Source organism: Chitinophaga eiseniae, assembly GCF_900167135.1.
Classification (GTDB): domain Bacteria; phylum Bacteroidota; class Bacteroidia; order Chitinophagales; family Chitinophagaceae; genus Chitinophaga; species Chitinophaga eiseniae.
Map to the genome: position 1 here is coordinate 171,211 of NZ_FUWZ01000008.1, position 24,872 is coordinate 196,082.

Genomic DNA, 24,872 nt, shown 5'->3' on the forward strand with positions numbered 1-24,872 from the left:
GGAAGAAGGATATGGATTGGTGGTGGCGTTGCAGGGTAAATAAAAAACCTCACGCTAAGCGTGAGGTTTCTCTATAAAAAATATTCAACTTATGCGATTTGGTCCAATGTTTCGTTTTGCTTGCTAACCTTGTCGTTATTTTCTTTTTTCAATGCTGCAAGCATCTGTCTGATGGTGCTGTTACTCGTGCCCAAAATCTGTACCGCCAATAACCCGGCATTACGGGCGCCATTAACACTCATAGTAGCGACAGGTATGTCCCCCGGCATCTGCACGATAGACAAAAGGGAATCCCAGCCATCGAGAGAGTTGGAGGATTTAATAGGTACGCCAATGACCGGCAGGGTAGTAATAGCAGCCACCATACCGGGAAGATGTGCCGCTCCGCCAGCGCCTGCGATGATGATTTTCAAACCACGTTCTTCGGCGGTAGCTGCGTATTCAAACATTCTTTGAGGGCTTCTGTGTGCTGATACAACGCTAAACTCATACCCTATATCAAACTTCTTTAAAACCTCTATTGCCTGACGCATAATAGGTGCATCTGAGCTACTACCCATAATAATACCTACCTCGACCTGTTTCATATTTTTTAATTTAAAATTTTTCGTATTGTTTCAGCTTTGGCCATTACGTTTTCCATTGTATTGCCTGTCACCGTTACGTGTCCGATTTTTCGCCCTGGCCTGCCACCCTTTTTACCATACCAGTGAAGGTGAGCGCCGGGTATTTCCAACAGGCCCTTCAGCTTCCCTGGTCTATCCGCATTTAACGCATCGTTTTCCAGTATGTTCAGCATTAAAGACGGGAGGTGAAGTTCAGTGGCTCCCAGCGGTAGTCCGAGTATAGCACGGAGCAATTGCTCATATTGAGATGTAGTGCTGGCTTCTATGGTGTGATGACCGCTATTGTGTGGCCTTGGGGCCAGTTCATTCACTAAAAGCTTCCCATCTTTGGTGATAAACATTTCCACGGCGAGAATGCCAACCAGCTTGAGTGCTTCTGCTATTTTCCTGGCGAGCGCTGTCGCTTCCTTTACTATTTCTTCGTCCAGCTGAGCGGGCGCTATCTGATAATCAAGTATGAACTTTTCTTCAGAAAACGCCATCATCACAGGGTCATAGCACGCAACGCCGCCCTGTTCATTTCTTGCTACGATGACAGAAATTTCGTGTTTAATCTCAACTAATTCTTCTACTACACACGGCGCATCAAAAGCTGCTGCAATATCTTCTTTTGTCTTCAACACCATCACGCCATAACCATCGTACCCGTCACGACGTTTTTTCAGACAACGAGGCAACTTATTTTCGTATTGATACAGTTCATTTTTGCCCTGGATGGCTTCGCCAGGTACTACAGGCACCCGGTGTGACAGTAAAAACTGCTTTTGCGTAAATTTGTCCTGGATCACTTCTATGGTATCAGGCGACGGAAAAACCTTTACGCCCTGCTTTTCGAGCTGACGTAAAGCAGCGATATTCACCGCTTCCTTTTCTATTGTAATAACATCAAGACCTTTACCAAACTCCAAAACGGCTTCAAAAGAAGCAGGATCGCCACAAAAAAAAGAAGAAGTATAACGTGAACAAGGTGCATGCGCGTCATTGTCCATAAACGAAACACTGAGGCCAAAATCTATGGCATGCCGCATTAACATCGCACCCAACTGACCGCCCCCTAAAATTCCTATTTTCAAATTTTCAAGCATAATCTTCAATTGCCGCAAAGATATAAAACTATTTCATAGTAAATGAAGGGAACAAGAGTCGTCTGCCACTAATATAGTGGCCCACCGGATTGAATCTGCCGTTTGACAGAAAACAAAAAGAGGCTTGCAAGTTAAAAACTTACAAGCCTCTTTTTTAAGTGCCCAGAACTGGATTCGAACCAGCACACCCTTGCAGGCGCTGCGACCTGAACACAGTGCGTCTACCAATTTCGCCATCTGGGCAACTGATATTGTGATCAGGGAGCGCAAAGATAAGCACTCATTTTTATTCACCAAATAAAAAGTAAAGTTTTTTTCACAATAACGAGAAAGTATGTACTAATAATTATGGATAAAACTAAAGGAAGTTACGCTGAAAGCCACGCCTCCTTTGGCTACAATGTACAGATCATGTACACCTTCCGCGTGCCGCAGATTGCCGGTCAGCTTAAGGGCGTAGGTACTGTCGCCCGTGTAGGGAATGTCCAGGGAGCCAATCATCTTGCCTTTGGGTTTGTCAATACGGAACTCCAGCTTTGACCCGCTTTTTTTATGCTCACAGGCTACTTCCACCTGAAACCCGATCTCCCCCATACTGAGGTTCACCTGCGCAAAAGCCAGGTAGGCACCTTCCTTCATCTGAAACTCCGTGGCCCGGTTCCCCTTTTTAGCCGTCGGCTTAGCCGTCTGTCCGTAAACAGTCAGCTGCACGAAGGCAAAAACCAGGAACAACAACAGCCTCATAGGTTAGGATAGGTTTATCGTTTAACACAACGGGATCATTTCCCGCCCTGAAAAATAATGAAAAACTTAAAATTAAGGAATTATGTAATATTATATCAAAATGAATACATAAAATATGTGCCAGGAGAAAAAATAGTACATTTGTACTAATGGTAGACACAAAAGAGAAAATACGGAACGCCGCCCTCAAATTGTTCAATGATCAGGGCATCGATGTCATCACAATACGGCATATCGCCAAAGACCTGGACATCAGCCACGGCAATCTCCAGTATCACTATAAAAACACCAATGACATCATCCTGGTACTCTTCAACGAGCTTAACGATGGCTTCTCCCGTGTTTTTATGCAACGGGAGACCATCCAACACATCACCCTGGACCATTTCCGGCAATGGATAACAGCGCTGATTGAACTCATATGGCAATACCGCTTTATCTTCCTCCATTTCGTAGAGGTGACCCGCCGCGTACCGGAAATCAAAACCATTTACAACAGCTGGGACAAAGCCCGCGAGGAGCAGTTCCTCCTCCTCTTCAACACGCTTATCAAAGAAGACATCTTCCGGAATGACATTCCCTCCCACATCTGGAAAAACCTCATCATCCAACAATACATCATGGCAGACTTCGCCCTGTCGCACAATGAAATCAAAATGCACCTCAAAGGCAAAAAAGCCGTCCAGTACTACAGCCAGGTCCTGTTCAACCAGTTCTACCCCTACCTCACCGCCAAAGGACGCAGACAGGCTGACGAACATCAGTCCGCCAACTGACCCTTGTCATTTTTCAGGTGCGCATTTCCACGCATTTTTGTATGGTAAAACGCGATAAACATTACCGGTTGCGGATTGTTTAACACCAGAAAAACCAAGGATACTATGGAACAAGCACTGATTAAACTAAGCCAGTACACCGGCGCGCCGGCTGTCACCATCCTGCTGTCTACCCACCGCACCTTCCCGGACAACAAACAGGACAGCATCCACCTGAAAAACCTTATCACCCAGGTGGAGAAAGAACTATACGAACAGTACGATAAACGGACCGTGTGGCCCGTAATCGATAAAATAAAGGAAGCTGAAAACGACATCAATCACGCCTACAACCTTGATACGCTGGCGCTCTTTGCCTGCAGTGACTTTGTTCAGGTAAAACGCCTGCCCATCACCACTACCGACCGGTACGTGATCGGCGACCGTTTCGAAATCCGCCCCCTGCTGAAAGCCGTCCAGCAAAGCGAGCACTATTACATTCTCTCCGTTTCACGCCAGAAAATAAGGCTGCTGGAAGCATTCAACGATAAAATAGAACACGAGGTACAAAACGCCGACTTTCCATACACCAATAGCTACTATACAACCGATCCCATGCGTCAGCAACAAGACCTGATCGTGGACAACCTCCTGAGAGAATTCTTTAATACAGCGGACAAACGATTTAAAAAGTACTACGCGGAGAACCCCCTGCCAGTGATTTTGCTGGGGGAAGAGAAAAATCTCACCTATTACCAGGAGGTAATGGACATCAAGGGACTGGTAGTGGCTACCCATCATGGCAGCTTTGACGACACTTCCGATGCGGAAATTGCCACAGTAACCTTCCCGCTGATCCTGAAATACATCGCCGGTAAACAGGAAACCGCCATGCAGGCTATCAACACTGCACAGTCTGCTCAACGGCTACTGGTAGACCTGAATGATATTTATACCGCCGCGGAAAACGGGCAGGCGGACACACTTTACATCGAACAAACCTTCCTTCCCACCGGCCATATCGATAACGGCACCATCAGCGTGGGCGACGGCAACGGCTCCTCGGACATTACATTGCCCGTCATCGACGCGGTGATCAACAAAGGAGGAAACGTGGTATTTCTCGATGAAAACGCCCTGAACGAGTATCAGGGTATTGCATTGGTTACAAGATTTTAATCATACGACAACGACAACAACAGGGAAAGCCGCACTGGTGTTTACCAGCGCGGCTCATTTTTTCTGGTCATTTAACTATTTAAGCGCCGCCAGCCGGGCATAGATCTCCATCATACCAGCCTGCCCCAGCAATTCCTTCTCCGGACGCTTCCCTAGCATATCAGCGCCGGCATCCCGGTCATCTTCCCATACCTTATCTGCGTAGCGCTGCATAGCGTCTACATACCGCCGGTCCTTGTCCTCCCGGTACAACGCCAGGTACCCGCGCAACAGCACAGCATTAAACCAGTACGACGAATGAAAACGGCCGTCCTTATAAAAACGTTGCAGCGTACCGGCCGCGATCTGCTGCGCCTCCTTCAGGTACTGTGGCTGCCGCGTAATACGGTACAGCTTCACATTGGCTTCCAGCATGGTACCGCTGTTATAGGTATACGTCGCGGAATCGATCCGGTTGTTTTCCTGCGGCTTGATCGCATCCCAGAACACGCCATGGGCATTCCGCAGATGTTTGTTGGTCCAGTGGTACAGCAACAAAGCCGTATCGAGGTAACTTTTCCGGTGCGTGGCTTCATACAGCTGCAGCGCCAGCAGGATACCCGGACCATTGGAACAGGTGTTCTTAGTGGTCTTATCTCCTTCTTTCCAGTACAGCCCTCCCCCGCTCACGGTATCGTAACCGGTCATCATAAAACGATAGATCTCCGCTCCTTTCTCCAGGAACAGCTGCTGCTTAGTGCGAGTGAAGGCATCAAGATAAGCAATCCCAATCCACTGGTTATCGTCATAATAACGGTCTTCCCGTCTTTCCTTTACTACGTAAGACGCGTATCCCGGCGCAGGCGGTATCGGGTCGTAATATTGGTCAATAGCCCGCACCACCGGCTTCAGATAACCTTTCCCGGGATGCAGCCGCTCCATCTCATTGGCGGCCTGCACCAGCGCACAGAGTCCCCACAAGTCGGCATGCGGATTATGGTTTTTGGCGGGGTCGCTGGTCTGGATGTAAAGGCCGGTGCGCGGTTCATACAAATGTTTGTCAACCGCCGCCTGTAACAGGCCGGCGCGCTGCTCGTTGCGCTGGGCAAACGAGGTGGACGCAAACAGTATATACGCCACCGTTAGCCATACTGAACGGTACATAAGCATTATTTTATAAGTCCCATCGCTTTCAGCCTGGCGGCAGCCTCCATCAGCATGGCCCCGCTCAGCTGTGTGGTCAGGTCACTGGCAGCATTCGTGGTCTGCCAGTTGCTGTTAAACAATAGCTGCGGCCGGAAGGTGCCCTTCAGCCACAACGTTTCTGCATTCTGTTGCAGGAAACCGGCAAACCGCGCGGCATCACTGCTGTTGATGCTGCCATCGGTGATCAGCAGCATCAGGTAACGTACCAGCACTCCTTTAAACAACCCGCCGTCACCACCTCCCTCGTCTTTGAGGATGTTGTTTTGCGTGAAAGAACCCAGCGCATTGCCGGCAGTACGCAACGCATCATTGAGATAGGACTGCTCTCCGGTGAGCTTATACAATTCCACCCCTGCGCCGATGAACACCCCCTGGTTGTAGGTAAACAACCAGGTCTTGTTGACCGTACCACTACCGTCCTGGTTGATACCGTCCCACACCATGCCCGACGCCGGATCTACCAGCGTGGCCTTCTGCCACTGGTAGATTTTCCGCGCCCAGGCGAGATCATCAGGATTACGGGTCACGCCGTACATCCTGCAGGCGATGATACAGGCCGGCGCATTTGCCGGCGTATTCTTGTAGTTCCTGCTTTTGTCTTTGTTCCAGTGGAAACCGCCACCCCATACATCATCCCAGCCGCCCTTGATATCGTTCCAGATAAGCTGGGCCGCCTCTTTATAACGAGTATCGCCCGTGGCTTCAAAAGCACGCAGACAGGCCAGCGTCATCCACTCCATATCATCGTAAAAAAAATTGATGTAGCTGTTGCCGTTCTTCGTTTTCACCCCCTCCAGCAACGCGCCCATCCTGGTTTTCAGCGCGGCGTCGTTGGTGCGCACGTAACCGTCTGTCAGCACATCCAGCGCGTGCGCGCTGGGCCAATAGTGAAACGTGGCATTCCCGGCACTGTTCTGATTAAAATATCCCGCCTGGTTCCAGAAGTTGCTGACCAGCGAGACCTGCGACGAATCAGCTATCTTACTCCAGTCAAAAACATACCGCGCTTTGCCGGGATTAGGCCCCGGCCCGTCATCTACCGGCTCTTTCAGGCAGGCGGCGCTGCTCAACAGCGTCACTAAAACTAAACAATATCGTATACACTTCATAGTTATCTTATTTAACGATCACTTCGTGGGTGTAATTTTTATCCGGTGCGAAATACACTTTCACATCACAGTTCTTGTTATCTGCTTCTGTAGCGAACTTGTAACAGTAATTCCACTGGTCGTTGTTAGCGATGGGCTTCAATTCCCAATAAGACAATGGCGAAGAACCAGTGGGCCGGTTGTTGTCGGCATTGCTGCTGCCCATCCATTCGTCTGCTGCGGTGCCATCACTACCGGTCACGGCCATACGGAATTTATAGCGCTCATCACGGCCCCAGGACTCCTGCTTGAACACGATTTGCTGGCCCAGCGCCGCCCAGGTACTATTGCCCTGATAGCTCAGCTCAAACAGAAACTTGTTCAGCGGCGCAAACCACAGCCCGATGCTGTTGATCTGGGTCACGGTAATCGCCGCGTTGTTGAAATCCAGGCGCAGACGGTATACCCTGGTCCCGGCCGTCTGCTCCGTTTCGCCGCCCTCTTTCAGCGCACTGCCGCTCCAGGAGTAGGTGGCAGGCGTACCACTGTTACGTGCGGCAAAATGATACTTCCCGTTTTTCAGGGACGTATAGATCTCAAACACACCAGGAGCAGTCGCTTTCATCTTCATCGCCTTGCTCAGGTCCGCACCGGCTTCTGTTGCTTCCCCGGTAAGGAACATATCCGCCGGCACTTCTGCAAAGCCCGCCGGCCGCTCCACTTCCAGCAGCTTCGTCTCCGCCGCTTGCCGGATGTTATACCCCTTGGCAGCCAGCACGGTCCACTTCAGTTTACCTACGCCCAACGAGGGAATGCCTGCCTTACCGGCAATGCTGTTCAGGTCTTTGTGGGACAACGTGAGCCTGTTTTGCACGCCGCCGCCGTCAGAAGTATACCGCGCTACAGGAGCAGAGAAATCACCGTTGGGTGTATCAAAGGCCACCTCATATTGTACAAGGGAACCGTCTTCGGCGCGGGCCTGGTCCCATTCAAACGTAACACTGGCGCTGGTAGTAGGCTGCAGCTTCACATACTTGTTATCTGCCGGCGCGGTCAGCCGCGGCACCGGCTGCATATTGGTATTGAGCCGGTAGTCGTCTTTTTTACAGGCGGTCAGCAGCAGACCGAGGATACAAGAGAGATAGATAATATATGACTTCATGTGATGACTTTTTTTGGTGAGATGGATTTACCAGTCCTGGTTTTGTGAGAGATTTTTGTTCTGATCCCGCTCAAAGGTGGGCACCGGCCACTGGTAGTGTTTGGGATTGACAAACACCCGGTTTTCCACGATAATATACCCCTGCGGATCTTTGTTGAAAGACCCGCTGGTAACTTTAATACCTCTCACCGGCCGGCTCAGCACCTGATCGGCGATCTTCCAGCGACGAATATCGAAAATACGTTGCCCTTCGAACGCCAGTTCTGCACGGCGCTCGCGGCGGATAATGGTCCGCTGCTCCGACTGCGACCAGCCACCGTCGAAAGTGAGCGCCGCCCCGTCAGTGAAACCGGCGCGGGCGCGCAAGGCGCGGACGGTCTGGTCCCACACCCCTGCCGTTAGCTGCCCCAGCTCCATCTTCGCTTCCGCATACATCAGCAACACATCGGCGTAACGGATCAGGATGAGGTTGAGGCCCGACTGGTACACGGTAGCGGTACGGTCATAGTACTTATAGAAATAGTACCCTGTGGGAGAAGCCCCCTGATCGTCCACTGTATTGGTGGCAGGCACCGAACCGGGCTGTGTAAGAATGGTCTGTTCCACACCGCTGAAATCCACGATCTTAGAGCCATGATGCAGGATAGTAGCCTCAAAGCGGGGATCACGGCCCGTATAGGGATTGTTCTCATTGTAACCGGAACCTGCCTCGCGGATACCTTTCCCGTTGAGCATCACATAATCGTCTACCAGGTCCTGCGTAGGCACCAGCACACTTCTCAGCGCGGCCACCGTCTGCGGCAGGAACTGCCGTTGTTTGTCGTACGTACGCCCCCCGCCGTATTGCAGGTCCAGTATCACTTCGGGATTGTATTCATTGGCAACGGTGAACTGGCTGCTGTAGCCGGCGAACAGCTGATAAGCGCCGTTGTCTGTTTTGCCGATGAGCTTTTCACAGTCGGTCACCACGGCGGCCCATTCGCTGCGGAACAAATGTACCCGGGCACTCAGCGCAATGGCCGCACCACGGGACACCCTGCCCCTGTCTTTCTCCGCTATCTGCGTATTCAGCGGCAGATCGGGCTGTATCGCTGTCAGCTCCTGCAACACAAACTGCTGGATGGTGTTTTTATCCGTACGGGAGATAGTCCTCGACTCATCGATAGACAGTACTTTGGTGGTGAAAGGCACATCGCCGTACCAGGCGGTGAGCTGGAAATAAGCGTAAGCACGGATAAAGCGGGCCTCGGCCACGATCCGTTTTTTCAGCGCGGCGTCCATGGCCGGCACCCGGTCTATGTTTTCCACCACAATATTGCAACGGCGCACAGTAGTAAAATAGTAGCCCCACGTATCACGGTCACGGGCATTAGAAGCGTCGTAGCTGCCATTGGCGATCCTCGTCACCGCCAGCATACCGTCGCCGCTCACATAGGCGTTGTCGCTCAGCGCTTCATCCCCGAAAAAATAATCGTCTTTGGCCAGGTGCTCATAACAGGCGGTGAGCGCATCCAGCGCGTCCTGTGCATTACGCCAGTAGGCAGTCTCTGTAAACTCGCTGGTAATAGGCTGGTCCAGCTTGCGACAGCTGACAACCACACCGGCGAGTAATATCATGATGGTTAATTTTTTCATACAATAACACATTTAAGCATCAAAACTTAACATCCAGTCCCACCGCAAAAGTCCGCGCGTTGGGATAGTTACGGCCTGCCACCGGGTTGTAGTTAGACATGGACATATGGTCGTCAAACTGCGTAAACTCGGGATCTACGCCCAGTTCGCGGAAACGTACCGGCATAATCGTGATCAGGTTCTGCGCACTTACGTACAGGCGTACCTGTTGTACTTTTGCCCGGTTGGTCCAGGCAGTGGGGAGATTATAACCCAGCTGTACGTTCTTCAGTCGCAGGTATTTGGTGTCAAACAACCAATAGTCGGAATAGGCGAAGTTATTGGCGTTGGCGGCCCCGATGGTCAGCCTCGGGTAACTGGCGCCGGGATTAAGCGGCGTCCAGCGGTCCAGGTGCTGCAGCATAGCGTGGTCTTCGTTGTTATGGAACGCTTCCACAATATCGCCGCGCAGGAACTGCGACCGTTTACCGACGCCCTGCCAGAACATGGAGAAATCGAAGTTCTTCCAGCTCACATTGTAATTGAAGCCGAAGGTGTAGCGCGGGAAAGGATTCCCGAACACGTAGCGGTCGTTTTCGTCGATCACGCCGTCACCATTGCGGTCAATGTATTTCACGTCGCCGGGCATCACCTGCTGATTATAAGCGAAGGGGACTTTCGGCGCGTTTTTGATGTCATCGAGGTTCTGATACAAACCATCGGACCTGTAGCCGTAATAGGAAGCGATGGGGAACCCTTCTTTAATAATGAACTGCACATCAGAACCACGGATGGATTCCTGCCCGAACCGGATCACCTTGTTCAGGTTGTCGGCAATATTAAAACCAAAGGCATGGCGGAATGCGCCGGTATTCAGGCGATAGGTGAGTGCCAGTTCCCATCCTTTGTTGTCCACTTTACCCACGTTTTCCAGCGGGGCGTCGATACCGGCGGTACCGGGCACGGTCTGGAACAGGTAGATGCCGGTGGTCATCTTATCAAAATAATCGAAAGAAGCGGTCAGCTTCCCGTTGAAAAAATCGGCGTCGATACCGTAGTTGCTCATCGTGGAAATTTCCCATTGCAACAGATCGTTGTAGGTAGAAAAAGTAGCGCCGGTGGCCGGTGTATTATTAAAGGAATAGTTGCCTCTTCTGAAATCGCCGTCTCCGTCGGTGAGGCGCACCCTGGCGAGATAGTTGAACCCGCCGATGTTGGAGTTGCCCACACGCCCCCACGAATAACGCAGCTTCACATTACCGATATGTTCCTTCACGTATTCCATAAAGGCTTCGTCAGTAACGCGCCATCCCAGCGAAAAGGCGGGAAAGAACTGCCAGCGGTGACCAGGCGCCAGCTTGGAAGAACCGTCATAACGCCAGGTGAACTCCGCCAGGTAACGGTCTTTGAAAGCGTAGTTCAGCCTGCCGAAAAGGGAGTTCAATGCATACAGGTTGGGATTGGAGAAATCGTTGTAGTCGTTGATGTTACCATAGTTGAAAGTACCGTCAGGATTGGGTTTGTAGCCCCCGCCGATAGACCAGTCGCCGTCCAGGTTGGTGGTGCCGAAGCGGTCCATACGGAAACCGTAATGTTCATCCACCGCGTCGCTGCGCAGGCCTACCTGTCCTTTGACATAGTGCTGCCCGAAAGTATTTTCATATTCCGTAGTAGCATACACGTTAGTATAGAGGTCTTTGTATTCCGATTTGTGCAGTTCATTGAACTGCGGCGCGGTAGCGGTAGTATAATACGGCGCATAGCTGTACTTATTGATGCGGCGTGTTTCGGCGTTGATATTATAATTACCCGACGCGTTGAGGTTTATTTTCAGGTGCGGTACGGGTGTGATCACTACATCCAGTCCGCCCATCAGGTTGTCAATGATATTCTGTTTGTAACCGCCTTCTCCGAGCTGGGCAAACACGCTGTTGCTGGTAAGCGCAGGCACCACCCAGTTGCCCAGCGAGTCTTTCACGGGGTAAATACGGGGCACACGCATGGCGTCGCGCATGAGCAGGCCCATATCAAAAGCCTGCGTGCGGATATTGGAGCGGGTGTAGGCCACGTTACCGGACACTTTCACGTATTTACCGATATCGACAGATACGTTAAGGCGTGCGTTATATCGTTTGTAGTAAAAGTCCTGGCCGGAAGGGAGCCAGCGGTTCTGCAGCATATTGCCCTGATCGAGGTAACCCAGTGACAGCAGGTAGCTGCTGGTTTTACCGCCGCCGGTAACGCTGAGGCTATGATTTTGCTGCGGTGTATAACGGCGGACCATCTCCCGCAGCATGGCAGGCTGCGAACCACGGTCATGCCAGAACGCTATTTCCGAGGGGGCGAACTGCGGTGTTTTACCCGAGTTCACCAGCGCTTCATTTTTAAGCGTCATGTATTCCCATGCCTCCACCTGCCGGGGCAGCGTGGTGGGCGTTTGCCAGCCATACAGGCCGTTGTATTGTACCGTGGGGCGTTCGTCTTTTTTTCCTCTTTTGGTGGTGATGTAGATGACGCCGTTGGCCGCCTGGGAGCCGTAGATAGCCGCTGATGCAGCGTCTTTGAGCACGGAGATATTCTCCACATCGTAAGGGTTGAGGTTTTGCAAGGCGGTAGTGCCGCCCTGCACGCCGTCTACGATCACCAGGGGCGCGTTGCCGGTAAGACTGCCCACCCCGCGGATATTAAGATTGATGGCCGCTCCCGGTTCTGCTACGTTTTGCTGGATGATCAGGTTGGGCGCCAGTCCCTGTAAAGCCTGGAACATATTGGTAGTGGGGCGACTGGTGATGTCCTTGTTGGAAATAGTGCTGATGGCGGCCGTCACCTGCGTCTTTTTCTGCTGGCCATAGGCGGTGACAACGATCTCACTGAGGTCTTTGGCGTCGGCGGTGAGCATAGCCACGATGCTGGTGCGGCCGTTGATATTGATTTCGGACGGCACATATCCCACCGATGAAAATACCAGGGTACCGTTGGCCTGAGCCGGTGGCACCTTCAGCGTCCAGTTGCCGCGTGTATCCGTTACCGTGCCGATGCTCTGGCCCTGCAGCCGTACGTTGACATTGGCGATGCCTTCGCCTTTGTTGTTGACCACCCGCCCGGCGATGACCAGCTCCTGTTGTTGCCGGCTAAGGTCCACTGCGGTGGCATCTTTCAGAATGATTTTGTTGTTGATGAATTCATACCGGATGTTCAACGGCAGCAACAGCATCTGCAACACGTCGTCCAGTTTGTTGTTTTTTACGTTGAGCGTGATTTTGCGGGAAGCTTTGATGTCTTCGTTGGCATATACGAAGACAAGGGCCGTTTGTTGTTCTATTTTCTCCAGTACGGCAGCCAGCGGCAGGTCTTCCACCTGGAGGCTGACGGCATAGTCAGGAACACGGGCGGACGCCTGTCCCTCTGCTCCTGTCAGCTGGCGGCGGGTGGCGGAGGCATAGGCGACCTGGGCATCCAGGTCCAATACGCTCAGCAGCACAACGCACAGCACCAGTGAAAAGAAGGGAGGCCGGACCGTGCGCGCGTAAAGCGCTTTGATCAGTTCTTTTCTCATAACGTAGTGGTCAATTAGTAAATCGGTGAATGAATGGCATTTATTCGGATATCACCAGCGTACTGTCGGTGATGGTATAATGGAATGGTTTGGAACGGCTCAGGTAGTACATGATGTCCTGCAGGGAATTGTTCCTGAAAGCGCCTGTCATCCGGTATTGCCGTGGTGCATCGGCTTCAAACACCACATGTTTGCCGAAATTGCGCTCAAGGCTGGCGCAGATCTCTTCCAGCGTGTTGTTACGGAACACGAGGCGTCCTTCCGTCCAGGCTTTGTCGTCCAGGCTGGTGGTGGTGTCTTTGACAAGGGTGCCGGTACGGGAGGTGTAAGACACTTTCACATCGGGCGTGATCAGGATGGTATCCCGTGTTTGTTTGGCATCGTTGTACCTGGGGATAAATGCTACTTTCCCGCTTACGACGGCAGTCTGCACCGGTTCGTTGTGATAAGCCCGGATATTAAACGCGGTGCCCAGTACTTTAACGGTGCCCTCCCGCAGGTGCACGATGAACGGACGTTTTACGTCGTCCGCCACTTCGAGGAACGCCTCTCCTTCCAGGTATACTTCGCGGCTGTCGCCGAACTGCCGCGGGTATTTGAGTTCACTTTCCGCGTTCAGCCAGATGCGGGTACCGTCGGCCAGTGTCAGGAAGGATTTGATGCCTTTGGGATTGGCCTGCTGCCGCCATTGCAGGGAGTTGCCTGCCAGCGGCGAGGTAGCGGGGTGCGGCCGGAACAACAGGAATACACCGGCGGCCAGCCCGGATACCACCGCCGCTGCCGCCGCCCATTGCCAGCGGAAGGTTTTTCTTTTTTCTTTTTCGGGAGATAAGGGGGCCGCCTTTATTTTAGACAACGTGCGTTGCAGCACCAGTTCCGCGTTGCTGGCCTCCCGGTGAGGAGCCTCCGCAAAGTAGCGGGACAACTGATGGTAGCGGGTCTTTAGCTCCGGGTATTGCTCCAGCAGGGCATCCAGTTCCCTTATCTCATCGGGAGTGGCCACCCCGGCCAGTTTACGCGTGATCAGCTGTATAAATGCATCGTTTGGCATGATAAAATGGAATCCAGTACAATACAAGGACAGGTAAACCGGTCACAATTACTTACAGGCGAAAAAATTTTTTTTGGAAGCGCTTTCAGAGGAGCTGGGCGGATATATAAAAGAGGACGAGGAGCGGCGGCAGCATGTTGTTGCCTTTATGGAGCTTCGACAGGCCTTCCTGCAGCCGGCGCATAGCCCGGAAGAGCTGTGTTTCCACGGTACGTGGGGATATGTTCAGTATTTCGGCCACCTCCTTATATTTAAGTCCATCCTCTTTGATCAGTTTAAAGATGCGCCGGCATTGCTCCGGCAGGGCGGCCACGATCTGGTCCATCTTAAAACGCAGCTCCTTCCATTCGAGGTCCTGTTCCGGGTCCGTACTGTGGCGGAGATCGGCCATGCCCGTATCTTCAATGGAGACGATGCGCAGTTTGGAATACTGTTCGAGGTAATTCAGCGAATGGTTTTTGACGGCCACAAAAAGATATACCTGCAGGTTGGCTACTTTTTCCAGCTCATGGCGGCGATGCCATAGCTTCACAAATACATCCGACACAATTTCTTCCGCCACTTCCCGCGCATGTACATATTGCTCGCAGAAGTGCAGCAGCCGGTCATAAAAATGCCGGAACAAACAGGCGAAAGCCTGCTCATCGTCATAACGGGAAATGCTCGTTTGCCATTCACCAACGCTGGACATACGGAAGCGGTTATATTTACAGGACAATAATAACCAATAGGATCTATAAATGCAACAAGGCCTTTACCTGTTTCACCTGTGAGGTGGTGACCCTCGTTTTGTCGTAAGCCAGGTAAATGGTCTGGCAGGGAGCCTGGGCGTCTGTCCAGAGTTGTTTCAGTTCTTTTTTACGCAGCAGGTCTTTTACCAGGTAGTCTGCCACGACGGTCACACCACTACCGGCAGCCAGCGCTTTCAGTATGCCGTCATAGTCCGGTATTACAAAGCGGGGCTTTATCTGCGGGCGTCTGTTGAAATTCTCCAGCCAGAAGCGGCGGGTAGCGGGAATATCGCTGCTGTAGGCATACCATGTTTGTTCACTCAGCCACGCTTCTGCTGCTGCGCTGTCTTTTTTCCGGATAGCTTTACGGAAGATGGTATCGTCCAGCCCGGCATTGCTGACCAACACCTGCTTTTCTTCCAGTACCGGCTCATACTGGATGTTTTTTTCCTGGCCACAGGCGGTCGTCAGCGTAAAATACATGTCTCCCCGGACAACCTTTTCCAGCATCAGTTTCGTGTCTCCGAACTCAAAGATGAAGTTGGCGGCCGACTGGCTGATACGCGGGGCGATCACCGTCTGAAAAAATTCTTTCGGCGCCCCGATACAGGTAAGCGGCACCTCACGGGCGCAGGTGTTCCGGAAGTCCGTTTCCACGTTCTCCAGTTTCTCCACCGCATCGATGATCTGCGTATATAACAGTTTGCCGTAGTCGGTAGGTACCATGCGGCGCGGCTGTCTCTCAAACAGCGGATGACAGATATAAGCCTCCAGCGAGGCCAGGTGCTGGCTTACATTGGGCTGGGAAATGAGCAGCTCATGCGCCGCGCCTGTCAGCGTACCTGTCTGGTAGATAGCTTTAAAAGTTCTGAACCATTCAAAATTGACCATCAGCAAATATATAAATTATTTTATGGTTCGGTATAAGTTATCCTATTTCCTTTATACCAAAAAGTGGCGCATTTTTGTGCTGTCAAACAAAAAATACAAACTACATCATGAAAAAGTATATGACTACTGTCATTACCGCACTGGTAGTGGCCCTTACTTCCTATGCCCAGTCCGGATTGGACGTACAGCGGACTTCCCGTATCGACGATGTGATCAATCGCCATATAGCCGCAGGGCATATTCCCGGCGCCACCGCCCTGGTTATCCGCCACGGGCAGGTTGTTTATAACAAAGCTTTCGGCTACGCCGATGTGGCGGCCCGCAAGCCCATGCAAACCGACCATATCTTCCGCATTGCTTCGCAGACAAAAGCCATTACCAGTCTGGGCGTAATGATACTCTGGGAAGAAGGTAAGTTCCAGCTGGATGATCCGGTATCGAAGTTCATTCCGGCGTTTAAGCATCCGCGGGTGAAAGTATCCTTTGATCCGAAGGACAGCAGCTACACCACGCGCCCTGCCAGCCGGGAGATCACGGTACGCGACCTGCTCCGTCATACCTCCGGTATCGCCTATGCTGCCGTGTTCAGCGATCCACAGATGCAGGCCATCTACGCCAAAGCGGGGGTCGGCAGCGGCATCGGCACGATGGCGTCTGACCTGAAAACAAAAATGGCACTGCTGGCACAGCAGCCGCTGATGCACGATCCTGGCCAGGCATTCACCTACGGCCTCAACACCGACCTACTGGGTTATCTCATCGAAATATGGAGCGGTCAGCGGCTGGACGTGTTCCTGCAACAGCGCATATTCGCGCCGCTGGACATGCAGGACACTTATTTTCATCTGCCGGCGGGCAAACAACAAAAGCTGGTCACCCTTTATGAGGACGTCAACGGTAAAATGCAGCCTGTCAACCATCCTATCTACGAAGGTGTAGACCCGCTGTTCCCCCTTCGTCAGGGCACGTATCTCTCCGGCGGCGCGGGACTGGTATCCACCACAGGGGATTACGCCAAATTCCTGACGCTTCTTCTGCAAAAGGGAAAGTATTATAACAAGACCATTGTCAGTCCTGCTACGGTGGCGCTGATGCTTACCAATCAGCTTGAAACCGGCGTACGTCCGTCTCCCCTGCCGGCGCAGCCCGAACCCTTCAGCTTTGGATTTGGCTTCTCCCTGGAGACAAAAGAAAACGACCACCTTATGCCTTATAATATCGGCACCTTCAGCTGGGGTGGCGCTTTCAATTCCCACTACTGGGCAGATCCAAAAGAAGGGCTGATCGGGCTGATATTTACGCAGGAGTATCTATCTCCCTACTGGAGTATCGGCGATGAGTTTAAAGTGGCGGTGTACCAGGCGTTGGAAAACCGGGCAAAGTAGCTCCTGAAACAGCGCACGGGTTTTAAATGTAAGCCTGTCCCTTTGTAACCAATATATTTTTTCCCGGGGCGTAAGCCCTGGGATTTTATGCATCGTGGCACCGTCATTTTGTGTGGCGGTAATCATGCCCAGGACTGCGCGACAGTCCCGGACCCGGGAAGTTTTCGTATCTTTGCACCCGTCATGTTACAGTTTTTATCATATCACACCAGGCAACATCGTGCGCTTTCCGTTCCTGTAGCGGATATAGCGACCACTATCTCCTTTTGTTGCTTTTGTAAAAAGCTGTACTTCATTTCCAATTTCAAGGACTTCCATATACCAACCCCGGGCTGTTAAGCTTTTACAGCCGCGCATCGGGGACTCCATATTTATTTTATTATTTTTTATATGTTTCATTTCCGGCGGGAATTGAGGCGGCTTCTTTTTTTCACTCAACCGTGAAGCATTATGTATATCGACATTTGCAAAAAAGAGATCAGGCAGGTAAACAAGACGGCTATTTTGCAGCAGACCGCCTACTGGTCGGAGGTAAAGAGCCGGCAGGGCTGGGAAACCAGCGCGTTTGATTTTAAGGTGCGGCGACAGGATTTGTTTGCCGGCGCGGCAGACCAGGGTTATACCGTCAGTGACGTGCTGGTGATCCTGCGGCAGATCAGCGATGAGCATTATATCGCCTACGTGCCTTATGGGCCGGAGATAGAGCCGGACACCGACTGCCAGGGCGTTTTCCTGGAAGCGCTGTCGGAGAGCCTGCGGCCATTGCTGCCGGAGAAATGTATCATGATCCGGTATGACCTGGCGTGGCAATCGCACTGGTCGGGCGAAGACCAGTACTTTGATGAAAACGGCAGCTGGCTGGGGCCACCGGCCAAACAAATGCAGGAGCTGCGTTTTAATTACAGCACCCGTAGCCATAACCTGAAGAAGTCCAACACCGACATACTGCCTTCCAACACCATTTTTATGGACCTTCGGCAGGACGATCAGCTGCTGCTGGACCGGATGAAGGCCAAGACCCGTTACAATATTCAGCTGGCGGGCCGCAAAGGTGTGCAGGTAAAGGCCGCCGGGCTGGAGAATATTGACACGTGGTATAACCTGTACGCACAAACGTGCGCACGCAATGGCATTGTGCAGGAAGACATCAGCTATTTCAGGACCATTTTGACCGCCCGTGCCAATAACAGCACCTCTCCCGCTGACGTAGAGATGTTGCTGGCAGAGGCAGACGGCATTCCGCTGGCCGCCATGTTCCTTGTGGTAGCAGGCCACCGCGGCACATACCTCTACGGGGCGTCTTCCAATACGCACCGCAACTTTATGGGCACGTATATGCTGCAATGGGAAGCCATGCGGCGGGCTAAACGTAAAGGTTGTACGGAGTATGACTTCTTCGGCGTATCCCCTGCGCCTGATCCGCAACATCCGTTGTACGGGCTGTATAAGTTCAAAAACGGCTTCGGCGGAACCCTGTTCCACCGGATGGGCTGCTGGGACTATCCCCTGCTGGAAGCCCCTTACGCCGCCTATACCGCAACAGAGCTGTATAGTAAGGGATACCACCGGTGATCAATAACGAATTACAAATACAGAGGTTTCTGATAGCGTGGTTTGCTGATAATCTTTCTAAAAACACTTTTCCAACAGGTGTTCACTAATGACCCTTCTAAAAGCGCTGACTAATGAATTGTCTAAAAAAGAACTTTCTAATTCGTCATTCGTCATCCGTAATTGATTACATTTGTGACCATTCATTATAAATATAATTTATTTTAAATATAACCGGAAAATGATGAAAAAGCCAACTTTCTGGGCAGGGAACCTGAAGATATTACGCACGCGGAAGAAGCTTTCACAGCAGCATCTGGCAGATCTGCTGGGTATCAACAGAAATAAAATTACAGCGCAGGAAAGCGGCAAAACAAGGAATCCTCGGCTGGAAGACCTGGTACTGATCTCCGATTTTTTCCGGGTGGACCTTGATACGTTTATCAAAAACGACCTGCAGCAAGCCACGGAAGAACAACTGCTGGCGCTGGACGCGGGCAATACGATGGACTTAACGGGCAAGCATATACGCATTCTGCCTATTACGGTGGACCAGGACAATGAAGAGAACATGGAATACGTGCCTGCAAGGGCTAAAGCAGGCTACCGCAGTGGTTTTGCTGATCCGGAGTTCATTGCCGGCCTGCCGAAGTTCACCCTGCCGGAACTGCCCCGTGGTAAAACCATCCGCATGTTCCCCATCTCAGGCGATTCCATGCACCCCATCCCCGACGGCAGCCATATCATTGCGCAATACCTGGAGGACTGGTCTTACCTGAAAGACAACACGGCGTGTGTACTGGTACTGAAAGGCGGGGAGGAAGACATTATCTTCAAACTCGTCAGCAGCCGTATCAAACAAACAGGCACGCTGCTGCTGCGTTCTCTCAACGAAGAATACGATGCCTTTGAAGTGCCGGTGAGTGAAGTACTGGAAATATGGACTTTCATCGGTTACCTGAGCAAACAATTGCCGGAAATAACCGCCATGCAATAATAATACAATGCTTCCCGGGGACAAGCCCCCGGGAGGTGACGATAACCACAAGCTTCCTCTTCCCCATTCCCCAAATTGCGCCGCCTCTATATAAAAAAGAAAGAGGCTGCCCTACAGTCAGGACAACCCCTTTTTCTAGCAACCGCAACAATTGCTTAGTTATAATTTACTGTAACCGGGAAAGGCAGCAGGGAGTTATAGACGCCCGCAGCCTGGTTAGGCCCTACAAACAGGGTAGCACCTACGTTCAGCGCCTGGGAGCCGCCAGTCAGCAAACCACCGGTAATCACGGATGGAGAACTGGTGAAAGCTGATGCCAGCATAAATGCACCGGGAACAGTAGTGTTGTTCAAAACTACCGGAAGGATAGGCAGTGTAATGGCGTAAGTGTAGCCATTTTCACCTGCCACGGAGAAGAGCGCAGGCGTAACGGTACCAGTAGTAGGCAAGGTGGAGACACCGCCTGTAGTGGTACGGATACCGGCAGGGCTGAGCTTCAGCGTTCCCGGGATAGGGGAAGAAGCCAGGATACCGAAGTTCATGTCCAGCGTTTTGGTCAGGGTGATGGGGGTGATGATAGTAGCAGATGCATTGGCTGTTGCGGTAGCGGATGTTTGTGCAACTGCTTTACCAGCGAAGATAGCTGAAACGATAACCATTAATGATAACACCTTTTTCATAAAATTTGGGTTTTAAAAAATGAATAATAAATGAGTGATTAAATAAAAAGTTTTGGGGTGATCAAACTATTTTGGAGGGTTAGTGGATAGATTCGAAATAAGCTTAAACAATAGCCCGTCGACGACATCTCCATCCGGGTTTCGTTTAATGGTAACGGTTATTTCAGCGGGTTGGGCTGTCATATGCAGGCGCTGCAGCTGCGCCGGGTCCGGGCTTAAGGTATAGGTGCCGGGACGAAGGCCAAGGTAGCTGAAATAACCGTCTGACTCCGTGAGCACGGAGGCCACAGTGTTGCAGCCGGCATCCAGTATATTCATCCGGATGCGGGACATGCCCTGTTTATTTATACTCCGGACCATGCCGGCTACCTCGCCGGAAACGGTCACGGGGATTTCTACCGGTTTGAACTGGTTGGGCAGCGCCGTCACCCCGATAGAGGTATATTTCAGCTGCCACGCCACGGAAGGGAAACCATCAGGGTTTAAGCGGACCAAATATTTACGGTAAGGTTCGAGATTAAACACCCGGTAAAGGGTATCCTCTTTGCTGAACACGGACACGCCGCCGTTGACCTGAATGGAAAGCCCCTCCAGCCTGGATTCTCCCGCATCTCTTTTACCATTGCCGTTGAGGTCAAGAAACGCCAGCACGGTGAGCTGTGCCCGGCCTACGCTGCCCAGGTTGCTGGCCATCAGGTAATGGCTCTCCCGGTCATACAGCAGGCTCCCGCCCGCCGTAGCGGTGACGGACGAATTACGGCCCGCTATCATCGTGTTCAACCCCACCTTGGCAAACCTGAAATCATAACGGAGGGTGATACCGCCCATAAACTGCTGATAGACGAAGTCTCTTTCGAAAGACAGTCTTACGTAGGTTCGTTCCCGTATGTACCGCTCCAATTCCAGCCGCGCATTGGTAAACTGGTGACTGTCGAAGGAATACTGCAGCCGGGGCATTAAAAACATATTGGAGAAAAGCCGGTATGTCTGCGACAAGGCGGTGTAGATCATTGGTTCCGCCCCTTCCCTGAAATTACAGAAAGTGGTCACATTGGTATTCACATTGCCGATCGTGCCGGAATTTATCCATTCTACGGTAGTGTATTTCACTGGCGGAACGGCGGGTGTTCCGGGAATTTTTTCTGTCACCGGCAGCTGTTCTGCCGGCGGCATGGTGATCTGATCCGCTGTCAACCGGGAGAAGAGGGAAAACCCTGGTTTGCGCACCGGCAGCGTCAGTGAAAGTTTTCGCTCTTCCTGGTAGTTGTATTTCACTGCCTGCTGCCCCGGTTGGTAGCGCAGGTACTGCGCATCTACTTCCAGGTCGAAAGGCAGCCGCCAGAAGAAAGATGCTTTACTTCTCACCTGATGCGCGTATTCACCGCTGATGATGAGGTTGTCTGTTAGTCTCCATGCCGCGTGCACAAAAGGAATGGGTTTACCGCCCGGAATGGAGGAAAGGTATTCTGTACCTGCTCCCACGGTGATCCGCCTGGTGATGCCGTAGTGCAAGGTGCCCATGGCGTAACGGCTGCTTTGACCATCGAGCAGCATACCGCCGGTCAATGTATATTCCATTTCTCCGGCAGGCAGGAAATTAAAAGGCACCATAATTTGCCGTTGTTCGCTGCGTACTTCACCGAAAGGGCCGTAAAAGCGAAGGGTCACCGTCGTATTGCCATAGATAATGGGTACGTTGAAAGCAAAGAAGCCGGAGGCGTCCGCCTGCTGATAATCAATCAGCTCCTGATTGATATACAGCTCCACTTTCCATCCGGGGGTGGTGATGTCGGTCAACCGGTAGGTACCGAAGGCTGTCCTGCTGAGCGTGGGTGCATTGGTAAACTGCACGCCGGCCAGCGGATATAATACAGACGCGATGCCCATACTATTGATTTTGCCCGCGGTAACCTGCCGTAACAATGGATGATCATTGTTCACATAATGCCATATGAACTGTTGATTACGCACGTCGAGGCTTCCATCGATATAATTCAGTTGCAGGTTGGTTTCGCCGCCGGCCATTTGTCCGCCGAGCGACAGGTTGAGGTTCACGCTGTTGGTATGCTGTTGCCGGGCGGCCATCACGGCCCAGTCGGCAGCATTCACGCTGAAAGCGTTGGTTTTCCTGCGGATAATGGTATCCGCTTTCTCCTCCCCTTTCAACCGGTTAATATTATCGCGCAGTTTTTGTTGCTTTATTTCCCGGATAACGGGCAGCTCACGTTGAGTCGTTACGGTTACATACAGGTCGCGGAAGCGGAAAACACAATTCAGCCCGAACATGTCTCCCCAGCTGGTAGAGCGAAGATAGAATCCCGCAGGTGTGCAGCGTAGTTTATCAGTGTTCATGGTGAATGTTTTTTTGTTGTATGTAATCGTCCTTGTTGTCTTTTCGATGATATACCGGTCATCCGGGCCGGTGATAAACCCTGACAGGGTATCTGCCTGAGGGGACATGATATTTTTAACTTGCAGGAAATCGAACAGGTCACTCACTGACAGGTAAATATCCTGGTTATGGATAATGGCAGATATCTCAGCGTTCCCCAGTTCCTGCATCCCCACGGTCACTACCAGCTCTTCGTCTGCAGCGGGGCTTTGCGCATAACATCCGGCCCGTGTTCCCGCGAGGAGGAATATTATACCGAGCACGCCAAACAAAGCGGGCATGATCATATCGTGAAGACGTTTCATGGTGCATGGTTTCTCGATAAGCGACGGGTTACTCGCCTGCTAAAAAAGTGATGAAAACCTGTCCGTTATACTTTCCTGAAGCTGTTTGTCCGGGCTTGCTGATGGTTAATGTGCCGCCGATATGGATGCTCGTCCGCGCTGTTTTGGTAATGAAAGGCATCACCGGGTCGGAGGCTTTGATGCGCAGGGACAGGGAATTACCGTTACCGCCTTTCAGCAGCGAGTTGGTTTCCAGGATGCTGATCCTGCTGCCAACAGGCGCTTGCAGTTCTATCACCGCCGGTGTGGCCATAGACCCTTTACCGATGGGAATTACATCTCCGGTAGTGGTGGTAGCGCCGTCTGTGTTAACGCTGATGGTGCCGCCGCTTTGTCCTGCGCAGAAAGTACCAAAACTAAGTTGCTGGACGATGGTGGGAGTCACCTGTGCTATAGCGGGCAGACAATACATCAGACACAAGATGCCCGTCGCAGCCCACCCGGCAGGGTGCTGTACAAAATGCATACACATGATCGGGTTATTACTAAGGGGTTAATCAATGATTGCTGACCTCAGCGAAGGACCAGTTCCTGCCTGGCCAGTGTGGCCGGTTTGGCGGAAACGGTTTCATAATTTACTTCCAGCCTGCCCTGATGATAATCCAATTTGGCGGTGTTATCCAGATCAATCCTGACTTTCCTTTTCAGCAGCGGCGTGTACACCGCCACACCTCTGGCTGCCGCGGCCCGCGTTCGCTGGCCTGACGGCGAGATATAATCGATCGTCAGATCGCCGTAGGCCGACATATTACCGTTGCGGTTCAGCGAAAACATCAGCTGTGGTTGTTGGGGGTTGTTGAAGTCCACGCCCATTTCGGAGATAACGACGGCAGTGGAGTCAGCGCCCACACGGATGATGACAGGTACGGTGACACCGAATACGGGCACCAGTTTCACTTCCAGGCTACTGGTATCTTTTGGCCGCATTAAAGGTATTTCACCGGCAGGTAAGGGACGAGGGACAGCCCTGAAATAAACATGAGATCTGTACTCACCGGGAGGAAGGCTACCGGTGTTAATCACCTGCAGTTTCACCGCTTGTGATTCTTTAGGCGCAATAGAAACGGTACGGGGAAAAATACGGAGGTTGTTGCTGGCGAAGCTTTGTCCGGAATCCGGCTGCTCTATGTTTTCAAAGGAGCCATCTTCCTTCATCCGGATCTGCACAAAAGACACCTGGTAGGTGGCAGTATCTGTGCCGGTATTAGCCAGGCCGAGGTCCTGCGTTCTTTTGGCGCCGTCAAATACAACGCGTTTCGGATAGATCATTACGTCGCCCTGCGCGTGCACAGTGACCGTGGACAGTAACAAAGAGAGGGCGAATGCGGTGGCAGAGACTATCTCATATCTCCGCTGCACGCGCAGGGTTAGTGGTTTCATAAGCATGGTTGCATACATCTTTCAAAAAATTTTGGGTTGCTGACAGGGATACCAAAGGCCTGCACCCAGGTGAAGTACAGGACCTTTTGGTTTTAGCCGGAATTGCCGATCAGTTTTCGTTGGCGACTAGCCACTTTCACCTGGTACTGCAACAATGACGGCGTTGATGGTACTTCGTTCAAGATAAAAAGCAATCCTGCGGGTGGCGCCAGGAGCCGGCTTCACAACACCAGCTGTCCCGGAAGGCGCCGTGTTGCCAAAACTCATGTTACCGGTAGTCCGCAAAAACGTGACAGGAGCCGTCACTGCCGCGGAGACATTCGCTGTAGCCGCCGGCACAGGCGCATGCGCCTCCACCTGCGAGACCACAGCAAGCATGGTCCAGGATAGGATCTTCTTTTCCATCAGAAGTCAGATTTAAAACAATAAGCTAAGTTTTAAAGAACGGAAAAACAAGCAGCGTGCAGCAGGGATAA

Annotated in this window: 22 protein-coding genes and 1 tRNA gene; 5 read left to right on the plus strand and 18 right to left on the minus strand. The window is 51.9% G+C overall.

Going from position 1 to position 24,872, the window contains the following annotated elements:
* Window positions 1–89: 89 nt before the first annotated feature.
* The 4 genes from purE to B5D63_RS33170 all read right to left on the minus strand — a co-directional run bounded on the left by purE (window position 90) and on the right by B5D63_RS33170 (window position 2,455).
* Window positions 90–587 carry a 5-(carboxyamino)imidazole ribonucleotide mutase gene (gene purE, locus B5D63_RS33155; RefSeq protein ID WP_078673192.1) on the minus strand — a complete coding sequence of 166 codons (498 nt, stop codon included), beginning with the start codon at window positions 585–587 and terminating at the stop codon, window positions 90–92.
* Between the two features lie 5 nt (window positions 588–592).
* On the minus strand, window positions 593–1,711 hold the full coding sequence (locus tag B5D63_RS33160) for a 5-(carboxyamino)imidazole ribonucleotide synthase (RefSeq protein WP_078673193.1): 1,119 nt from the start codon (window positions 1,709–1,711) through the stop codon (window positions 593–595).
* 159 nt (window positions 1,712–1,870) lie between these two features.
* Window positions 1,871–1,954: transfer RNA gene (locus B5D63_RS33165), tRNA-Leu, on the minus strand.
* A 96-nt stretch (window positions 1,955–2,050) separates the two neighbouring features.
* Window positions 2,051–2,455, minus strand: a complete 405-nt coding sequence (locus tag B5D63_RS33170) for a carbohydrate-binding protein (RefSeq protein ID WP_078673194.1) — start codon at window positions 2,453–2,455, stop codon at window positions 2,051–2,053.
* A 149-nt stretch (window positions 2,456–2,604) separates the two neighbouring features.
* Between B5D63_RS33170 and B5D63_RS33175 the strand changes: the two genes are divergently transcribed.
* The gene (locus tag B5D63_RS33175) at window positions 2,605–3,231 is read left to right on the plus strand and encodes a TetR/AcrR family transcriptional regulator (protein ID WP_078673195.1); all 627 of its coding nucleotides are present in this window, start codon (window positions 2,605–2,607) and stop codon (window positions 3,229–3,231) included.
* A 105-nt stretch (window positions 3,232–3,336) separates the two neighbouring features.
* Window positions 3,337–4,389: an AOC03_06830 family ribosome hibernation factor gene (locus B5D63_RS33180; RefSeq protein ID WP_143313299.1), complete on the plus strand. Its 1,053-nt coding sequence runs from the start codon at window positions 3,337–3,339 to the stop codon at window positions 4,387–4,389.
* A 75-nt stretch (window positions 4,390–4,464) separates the two neighbouring features.
* Here B5D63_RS33180 and B5D63_RS33185 read toward each other — a convergent pair whose 3' ends face one another.
* From B5D63_RS33185 to B5D63_RS33220, 8 genes are all read right to left on the minus strand, one after another.
* On the minus strand, window positions 4,465–5,532 hold the full coding sequence (locus tag B5D63_RS33185) for a glycoside hydrolase family 76 protein (RefSeq protein WP_078673236.1): 1,068 nt from the start codon (window positions 5,530–5,532) through the stop codon (window positions 4,465–4,467).
* Window positions 5,533–5,537: 5 nt separating this feature from the next.
* Window positions 5,538–6,683 carry a glycoside hydrolase family 76 protein gene (locus tag B5D63_RS33190; RefSeq protein WP_078673197.1) on the minus strand — a complete coding sequence of 382 codons (1,146 nt, stop codon included), beginning with the start codon at window positions 6,681–6,683 and terminating at the stop codon, window positions 5,538–5,540.
* A 7-nt stretch (window positions 6,684–6,690) separates the two neighbouring features.
* Entirely contained in the window at window positions 6,691–7,824 is a 1,134-nt protein-coding gene (locus B5D63_RS33195) for a SusE domain-containing protein (RefSeq protein WP_078673198.1), read from the minus strand.
* A 27-nt stretch (window positions 7,825–7,851) separates the two neighbouring features.
* Window positions 7,852–9,459 (minus strand): RagB/SusD family nutrient uptake outer membrane protein, encoded by a 1,608-nt coding sequence (locus B5D63_RS33200; protein ID WP_159456262.1) that lies wholly within the window; start codon window positions 9,457–9,459, stop codon window positions 7,852–7,854.
* A 19-nt stretch (window positions 9,460–9,478) separates the two neighbouring features.
* Window positions 9,479–12,994, minus strand: a complete 3,516-nt coding sequence (locus B5D63_RS33205; protein WP_078673200.1) for a TonB-dependent receptor — start codon at window positions 12,992–12,994, stop codon at window positions 9,479–9,481.
* A gap of 40 nt (window positions 12,995–13,034) precedes the next feature.
* Window positions 13,035–14,045: a FecR family protein gene (locus B5D63_RS33210; protein WP_078673201.1), complete on the minus strand. Its 1,011-nt coding sequence runs from the start codon at window positions 14,043–14,045 to the stop codon at window positions 13,035–13,037.
* Between the two features lie 85 nt (window positions 14,046–14,130).
* Entirely contained in the window at window positions 14,131–14,736 is a 606-nt protein-coding gene (locus tag B5D63_RS33215) for an RNA polymerase sigma-70 factor (RefSeq protein ID WP_078673202.1), read from the minus strand.
* A 43-nt stretch (window positions 14,737–14,779) separates the two neighbouring features.
* Window positions 14,780–15,667 carry a LysR family transcriptional regulator gene (locus B5D63_RS33220; RefSeq protein WP_143313301.1) on the minus strand — a complete coding sequence of 296 codons (888 nt, stop codon included), beginning with the start codon at window positions 15,665–15,667 and terminating at the stop codon, window positions 14,780–14,782.
* A gap of 107 nt (window positions 15,668–15,774) precedes the next feature.
* On the opposite strand from B5D63_RS33220, the gene B5D63_RS33225 reads away from it, so the two are divergent.
* The gene (locus tag B5D63_RS33225) at window positions 15,775–17,052 is read left to right on the plus strand and encodes a serine hydrolase domain-containing protein (RefSeq protein WP_078673204.1); all 1,278 of its coding nucleotides are present in this window, start codon (window positions 15,775–15,777) and stop codon (window positions 17,050–17,052) included.
* A gap of 198 nt (window positions 17,053–17,250) precedes the next feature.
* Here the strand turns inward: B5D63_RS33225 and B5D63_RS33230 are convergent, their stop codons facing one another.
* Window positions 17,251–17,451, minus strand: coding sequence for a hypothetical protein (locus tag B5D63_RS33230; protein ID WP_078673205.1), 201 nt, complete (start codon window positions 17,449–17,451; stop codon window positions 17,251–17,253).
* 51 nt (window positions 17,452–17,502) lie between these two features.
* Between B5D63_RS33230 and B5D63_RS33235 the strand changes: the two genes are divergently transcribed.
* Both B5D63_RS33235 and B5D63_RS33240 read left to right on the plus strand, forming a co-directional pair.
* Window positions 17,503–18,624 (plus strand): lipid II:glycine glycyltransferase FemX, encoded by a 1,122-nt coding sequence (locus tag B5D63_RS33235; protein ID WP_078673206.1) that lies wholly within the window; start codon window positions 17,503–17,505, stop codon window positions 18,622–18,624.
* Window positions 18,625–18,844: 220 nt separating this feature from the next.
* On the plus strand, window positions 18,845–19,600 hold the full coding sequence (locus tag B5D63_RS33240) for an XRE family transcriptional regulator (RefSeq protein WP_078673207.1): 756 nt from the start codon (window positions 18,845–18,847) through the stop codon (window positions 19,598–19,600).
* Window positions 19,601–19,755: 155 nt separating this feature from the next.
* On the opposite strand, the gene B5D63_RS33245 is transcribed toward B5D63_RS33240, so the two are convergent.
* The 5 genes from B5D63_RS33245 to B5D63_RS33265 all read right to left on the minus strand — a co-directional run bounded on the left by B5D63_RS33245 (window position 19,756) and on the right by B5D63_RS33265 (window position 24,774).
* Entirely contained in the window at window positions 19,756–20,280 is a 525-nt protein-coding gene (locus B5D63_RS33245) for a DUF4402 domain-containing protein (RefSeq protein ID WP_078673208.1), read from the minus strand.
* A 66-nt stretch (window positions 20,281–20,346) separates the two neighbouring features.
* A complete protein-coding gene (locus B5D63_RS33250; protein WP_143313304.1) occupies window positions 20,347–22,977 on the minus strand; it encodes a carboxypeptidase-like regulatory domain-containing protein in 2,631 nt (876 codons plus the stop codon).
* 28 nt (window positions 22,978–23,005) lie between these two features.
* Complete coding sequence (locus B5D63_RS33255) at window positions 23,006–23,482, minus strand: DUF4402 domain-containing protein (RefSeq protein WP_159456263.1); 477 nt, start codon at window positions 23,480–23,482, stop codon at window positions 23,006–23,008.
* A 47-nt stretch (window positions 23,483–23,529) separates the two neighbouring features.
* Window positions 23,530–24,396 carry a fimbrial biogenesis chaperone gene (locus B5D63_RS33260; RefSeq protein WP_143313306.1) on the minus strand — a complete coding sequence of 289 codons (867 nt, stop codon included), beginning with the start codon at window positions 24,394–24,396 and terminating at the stop codon, window positions 23,530–23,532.
* A 126-nt stretch (window positions 24,397–24,522) separates the two neighbouring features.
* The gene (locus tag B5D63_RS33265) at window positions 24,523–24,774 is read right to left on the minus strand and encodes a hypothetical protein (RefSeq protein WP_143313308.1); all 252 of its coding nucleotides are present in this window, start codon (window positions 24,772–24,774) and stop codon (window positions 24,523–24,525) included.
* Window positions 24,775–24,872 lie beyond the last annotated feature (98 nt).

Coding starts and splice junctions, on each gene's coding strand:
- purE (WP_078673192.1), bottom strand. CDS start 587: ATGAAACAGGTCGAGGTAGGTATTATTATGGGTAGTAGCTCAGATGCA.
- B5D63_RS33160 (WP_078673193.1), bottom strand. CDS start 1,711: ATGCTTGAAAATTTGAAAATAGGAATTTTAGGGGGCGGTCAGTTGGGT.
- B5D63_RS33170 (WP_078673194.1), bottom strand. CDS start 2,455: ATGAGGCTGTTGTTGTTCCTGGTTTTTGCCTTCGTGCAGCTGACTGTT.
- B5D63_RS33175 (WP_078673195.1), top strand. CDS start 2,605: ATGGTAGACACAAAAGAGAAAATACGGAACGCCGCCCTCAAATTGTTC.
- B5D63_RS33180 (WP_143313299.1), top strand. CDS start 3,337: ATGGAACAAGCACTGATTAAACTAAGCCAGTACACCGGCGCGCCGGCT.
- B5D63_RS33185 (WP_078673236.1), bottom strand. CDS start 5,532: ATGTACCGTTCAGTATGGCTAACGGTGGCGTATATACTGTTTGCGTCC.
- B5D63_RS33190 (WP_078673197.1), bottom strand. CDS start 6,683: ATGAAGTGTATACGATATTGTTTAGTTTTAGTGACGCTGTTGAGCAGC.
- B5D63_RS33195 (WP_078673198.1), bottom strand. CDS start 7,824: ATGAAGTCATATATTATCTATCTCTCTTGTATCCTCGGTCTGCTGCTG.
- B5D63_RS33200 (WP_159456262.1), bottom strand. CDS start 9,459: ATGAAAAAATTAACCATCATGATATTACTCGCCGGTGTGGTTGTCAGC.
- B5D63_RS33205 (WP_078673200.1), bottom strand. CDS start 12,994: ATGAGAAAAGAACTGATCAAAGCGCTTTACGCGCGCACGGTCCGGCCT.
- B5D63_RS33210 (WP_078673201.1), bottom strand. CDS start 14,045: ATGCCAAACGATGCATTTATACAGCTGATCACGCGTAAACTGGCCGGG.
- B5D63_RS33215 (WP_078673202.1), bottom strand. CDS start 14,736: ATGTCCAGCGTTGGTGAATGGCAAACGAGCATTTCCCGTTATGACGAT.
- B5D63_RS33220 (WP_143313301.1), bottom strand. CDS start 15,667: ATGGTCAATTTTGAATGGTTCAGAACTTTTAAAGCTATCTACCAGACA.
- B5D63_RS33225 (WP_078673204.1), top strand. CDS start 15,775: ATGAAAAAGTATATGACTACTGTCATTACCGCACTGGTAGTGGCCCTT.
- B5D63_RS33230 (WP_078673205.1), bottom strand. CDS start 17,451: ATGAAACATATAAAAAATAATAAAATAAATATGGAGTCCCCGATGCGC.
- B5D63_RS33235 (WP_078673206.1), top strand. CDS start 17,503: ATGTATATCGACATTTGCAAAAAAGAGATCAGGCAGGTAAACAAGACG.
- B5D63_RS33240 (WP_078673207.1), top strand. CDS start 18,845: ATGATGAAAAAGCCAACTTTCTGGGCAGGGAACCTGAAGATATTACGC.
- B5D63_RS33245 (WP_078673208.1), bottom strand. CDS start 20,280: ATGAAAAAGGTGTTATCATTAATGGTTATCGTTTCAGCTATCTTCGCT.
- B5D63_RS33250 (WP_143313304.1), bottom strand. CDS start 22,977: ATGAAACGTCTTCACGATATGATCATGCCCGCTTTGTTTGGCGTGCTC.
- B5D63_RS33255 (WP_159456263.1), bottom strand. CDS start 23,482: ATGCATTTTGTACAGCACCCTGCCGGGTGGGCTGCGACGGGCATCTTG.
- B5D63_RS33260 (WP_143313306.1), bottom strand. CDS start 24,396: ATGAAACCACTAACCCTGCGCGTGCAGCGGAGATATGAGATAGTCTCT.
- B5D63_RS33265 (WP_143313308.1), bottom strand. CDS start 24,774: ATGCTTGCTGTGGTCTCGCAGGTGGAGGCGCATGCGCCTGTGCCGGCG.